General features: G+C 62.1%; 5 protein-coding genes. 3 read left to right on the forward strand and 2 right to left on the reverse strand.

Annotated elements, in window-relative coordinates; genetic code table 11:
- Nucleotides 1-131 precede the first annotated feature (131 nt).
- Both AC4GMC_RS17425 and AC4GMC_RS17430 read right to left on the reverse strand, forming a co-directional pair.
- Nucleotides 132-2,171 (reverse strand): phage terminase large subunit family protein, encoded by a 2,040-nt coding sequence (locus tag AC4GMC_RS17425; RefSeq protein WP_488052016.1) that lies wholly within the window; start codon nucleotides 2,169-2,171, stop codon nucleotides 132-134.
- Nucleotides 2,119-2,673, reverse strand: a complete 555-nt coding sequence (locus AC4GMC_RS17430; RefSeq protein ID WP_487876065.1) for a hypothetical protein — start codon at nucleotides 2,671-2,673, stop codon at nucleotides 2,119-2,121. The genes AC4GMC_RS17425 and AC4GMC_RS17430 overlap by 53 nt, the downstream gene beginning before the upstream one ends.
- A gap of 120 nt (nucleotides 2,674-2,793) precedes the next feature.
- Between AC4GMC_RS17430 and AC4GMC_RS17435 the strand changes: the two genes are divergently transcribed.
- From AC4GMC_RS17435 to AC4GMC_RS17445, 3 genes are all read left to right on the forward strand, one after another.
- The gene (locus tag AC4GMC_RS17435) at nucleotides 2,794-3,075 is read left to right on the forward strand and encodes a hypothetical protein (RefSeq protein WP_487876066.1); all 282 of its coding nucleotides are present in this window, start codon (nucleotides 2,794-2,796) and stop codon (nucleotides 3,073-3,075) included.
- On the forward strand, nucleotides 3,072-3,470 hold the full coding sequence (locus tag AC4GMC_RS17440; RefSeq protein ID WP_487876067.1) for a hypothetical protein: 399 nt from the start codon (nucleotides 3,072-3,074) through the stop codon (nucleotides 3,468-3,470). Before AC4GMC_RS17435 ends, AC4GMC_RS17440 begins: the two co-directional genes overlap by 4 nt.
- A gap of 35 nt (nucleotides 3,471-3,505) precedes the next feature.
- Nucleotides 3,506-3,986 (forward strand): DUF3489 domain-containing protein (locus AC4GMC_RS17445; protein ID WP_490391485.1); only part of this gene is annotated, 481 nt, incomplete at its 3' end.

A 3,986-nucleotide genomic window follows, 5' to 3' on the forward strand; every position in this document is an offset into this window, starting at 1 on the left:
ATCACTGCCCACGATCAGATGAAATCTGTGCCCACCATCCCGCGAAACACGCAGCTTACAGACCGCGTGCCGCTGTAGCGCGCTCCCAAAAGCGCACTGTGGCGGAGTTTCAGCTCATCTAGGGTCATTGGTCATTCCATGTATTTTGGCGTACTGATCTTCCAGCCGCGCCGCCGGGGCGTTGCGACCCAGCCGGCCTGTGGTTCGGTCGGTTTCTCGGGGGCGTCTGTTTGCGAGGTGACGACTGTTTCTACGCCGGCCTGCTTCTCCAATTGGCGCCACATCCGCTCATCAAAGCGGTCGGCGCCGAGGATCCAAGCGGCGGCCCGGGCATAGACCCGTGTGTCCAGCGCCTCGTTGCGCTCGCGCATCTTTTGCCATTCCTGGCGGGCATAGCCGCGACGGTCGCGGATCGTGACCAGTTGCTCAGCCACCAGCTGCTTCAGCCATTCGCTGTCTGTCCAATCGGGCAGGTGGATCATGCCCGCCGGGTTCGGTGCGCCCAGCGCGCGATGCTCATCCGATGGCCGCTCAATCCGCAGATAGCGATAGGTCTCGGCCTTGAAGGTGGCGGTGGCCACAGTCCAGAGCCGTGCACCTCGTTTCAGCTTGCGTCCATTCACCGTCGCGTCGACGAAGGTCGGCCCCGACACCGGTGTCGCCCGGTTGAAACCTTCGAGGCCTTTGACTGGTGTGACCTGCGATATCCCCTGCGCCCGCGCCCAGGCGTAGACGGCTGAGGTCTCATAGCCGGTGTCGATGGCCAGTTTGGCCAACGGCATCACGGCGCCGTTCTCATGGACCCAGGTTTGACCGAGCAGCGCTGTTAGCGCCTGCCAGCATGCGGGATCACCAGGGCCGCCCGGAATAACGATGTGATCGACGAGCCAGCTTTCCAGACCTCGGCCCCAAGCCCAGACATCGACCTCGATGCGGTCCTTCTGCACATCGGCCCCCGCGGTCAGGAACAGACCACCCATCGGGATCTGTGCCGCATAAGCCTCACGCCGATCCGCCAGCCGCTGCCATTCCGGCGCGTCCCCGCTTTCGACCCAGGTCTCGCCCAGGAGGGTGTTGCGCGCTGCGCGCATCATTTCATCTGACCCCTGGGCCGCCAGCCAGTCCCGCGCGATCTGCTCCCAGCTTTTCCAGCCGATCGGCGAATAAAGCGCCGAGAGGTGGAACCCGATCGCATTGGGATCAGCACTGGTCGCTGTCGCCCGCCATTCACCACGCGCCAGCATGTCCGTCTTGTGGTGCTCGGCGATCGGGCGCTCGCAATCCTTGCAAGCATAGGCGGCGGTTTCCGGCCGTCCCTTGTCCCAGCGCAACCGCTCGAACTGCAGCCATTGCATCTGGCCGCAATGTGGGCAGGGCACGAAGTAGCGCCGTTGGTCACTGGCCTCGAATTCGCGTTCGATGCGCGACAGGCCTCGGATCGTGGGCGTCGAGACCATGAACACCTTGCGCCGATGCGCGAAGGTCGTGGTGCGCGCCTCGGCCAACGTGACCGGATCGCCTTCTTCGTCGGCCGATGCCGGATAGGCATCGACCTCGTCTAGAAAAACATAGCGCGCGGGCATCGAGCGTAGGCCTGTGGCCGAGTTTGCCCCCGTTAGCACCAAAATGCCGCCTGGGAATTCCTTTGAAAGCATCGAGTTGCCGGCATCACGCGATCGCGCCGGCTGGACGCGTTCTTTCAGCGCCGGGCTGTCCTCGATCAGCGGATCGATCCGGCCCCGCGATGTTCGCTTGGCCATCTCCACAGTAGGCAGCACCGCCAGCATCGGGCCCGGCGCGTGATGGATCACGAAACCGATCCAGTTGTTCCCTGCCTCGGTAGCCCCGACTTGGGCGGCCTTCATGAAGCTGATCCGCTGTGCTGGGTGGTTTGGCGACAGCGCATCCATAATGGCGCGCAGATATGGCGTTCGGGCCGTTCGATATTGCCCCGGTTCAGCCGAGGCCCGCGAGGATAGTTTCCTGTGCTTATCCGCCCATTCGGATACGGTCAGGTCAGGGTCGGGCCGCATCCCACGGCGCCATGCGCGCAGGATATCCTCTGCGCCGTCAAAGGCGAGATCGAGGCCCTCGGTCAGATCAGATGTGTTCTCCTCCTCATTCAAGCGAGACCCTGAGGTCGGCCAGGGCGTCGAGCTGCTCTCGGACATGGGTTTCTAGCACCCTTTGCAGGATCGCGGTCTCGATCGTTATGGCCTTGCCGGATGCTGTCTCCATCTCTGCGGACAATTGCGCGGCCATGAGGGCCGCGACACGCGTGGGCCAGGTGACCCAAAGATCCCGCTCCTGCCGGGCCAGACGAAACACCAACGTCTCGGCCCGCGCCCGATCCACCAGCACGCCCTTCTTCTTTTGGATCGCCAGCTGACGCTCTTGGGCTTGGTAGACCGTGAGCGCCGTGCGCGCCTTTATGTAGGATGTGCTGTCACCGGGGCTTGATACTGCAGGCCCGTCATTCGCCGCACCAAGCCCGCCTCGGGCCCGCATCTGCTGGTCGGGGTCGGTCGCTGAGCCGCGCCGTGCATCCGAGGCCACCGCGTTGATGGACCCGTCTGCAAAAAGCACTAGGCGACCGGTCTTGCGGGCTTTTTGCACGGCGCCGCGTGAGATCCCGGCGTGTTCGGCGTAGGCGCGTTCAGATAGTCCTTCCATGACCTGTTCCAGAGCCTCAGAGCATTGTTATTAAACGGATAAATACGTCTATTTGAGTTGATTAGACTTCCGTGTCGAGCGACTCTCACATCAAGCAAACAGCCTGATTGGAGAGAGCCCATGAGCACCCGCGCACAGATTGCCATACAGACCGGACCCGAAGAATGGGCCCACGTTTACGTCCACTACGACGGCTACCCAGAGCACATGTTGACAGCACTTCACACTTGGACGCCCAAGGACATCCTTGCCGCCCGCGAGATCCGGTACGTCAGCGCCGAGGCGCTGGACTGCTTTGATCCGCCGCGGCCGCCGCGGATCTTGCCGCGACCAACCCGCGCCTTTGGCCATTTGTATGTCTGGCACGACGGCGCGTGGGCGGAAGCGGAGGCAGAGCAATGACCGAGCTCGTTCTGCCCAGTCAAAACGAGGCTCACGGGTTTTATGGCCAGATGAGCACCTGCGCGTTGCGGGACAGGCCGACGGATCGGATCTGGACGGTGACCTGCGCCTTTATCGGTCTGGCGACAGGTGCCGGTACCGAAGATGAGATGCGCGGCATCAGGGATTTCTTGGACAGCTCCATGGGACGGCATTTTGCCGATGATGTGATTGAGGCGCTGCAAGGTCGTACCATCAACAATGAAATCGCGATCATTAAAGCCATCGAGAAATGGCAGGCCTGGACCATCAGCGCGGAGACCCAGCGGAAAGACGGAGTTCCTGCAGGGCTGCCGTACCTGACCGGTTGGGTGCAGCATTTCGCCGTGACGGCCGCGATGGATGATGCCGACTAACCAGTTTCACGAGACATTTTGAAAAGGAGCAAACGATGCCCAAACTCACCGATACACAAACCATTATTCTCACACGTGCCGCATCCCGCCCTGGCAACTTGGCCCTGCCGCTGCCCAAGGGGTTGGCAGGGGCGGCAGCCAAGATGACCGTCGGCAAAATGATCGAGCGCGGCTGGCTCGCAGAGGTCGACGCCAATCTCCGCCGCAAAGAGCCGCTCTGGCGCGAGACTGGCGATGGTCATGGTACGACCTTGATTGCAACTGAGGCCGGACTTGATGCCATCGGCATTGATCCGGTCGTCGCAAGTACGGTCAGCAATATCCGCAAGGCTCGACTGGCGGCTAAATCTACAGAAGTGGCCGCAGACGCAAGCGCCGGCCCTAAGCTGGTCTCTATCCGGCAAGGTACTAAGCAGGCCCTATTGATCGACATGCTGCAGCGCCCCGAAGGTGCCTCGATCACCGAGATCGTTGAGGCGACATCTTGGCAAGCACATACGGCGAGAGGTGCAATCT

The sequence above is a fragment of the Thalassobacter sp. genome (assembly GCF_982993085.1).

Excerpts from the sequence above, each read along its gene's own strand:
- AC4GMC_RS17425 (WP_488052016.1), bottom strand. The coding sequence starts at position 2,171 with ATGTCCGAGAGCAGCTCGACGCCCTGGCCGACCTCAGGGTCTCGCTTG.
- AC4GMC_RS17430 (WP_487876065.1), bottom strand. The coding sequence starts at position 2,673 with ATGGAAGGACTATCTGAACGCGCCTACGCCGAACACGCCGGGATCTCA.
- AC4GMC_RS17435 (WP_487876066.1), top strand. The coding sequence starts at position 2,794 with ATGAGCACCCGCGCACAGATTGCCATACAGACCGGACCCGAAGAATGG.
- AC4GMC_RS17440 (WP_487876067.1), top strand. The coding sequence starts at position 3,072 with ATGACCGAGCTCGTTCTGCCCAGTCAAAACGAGGCTCACGGGTTTTAT.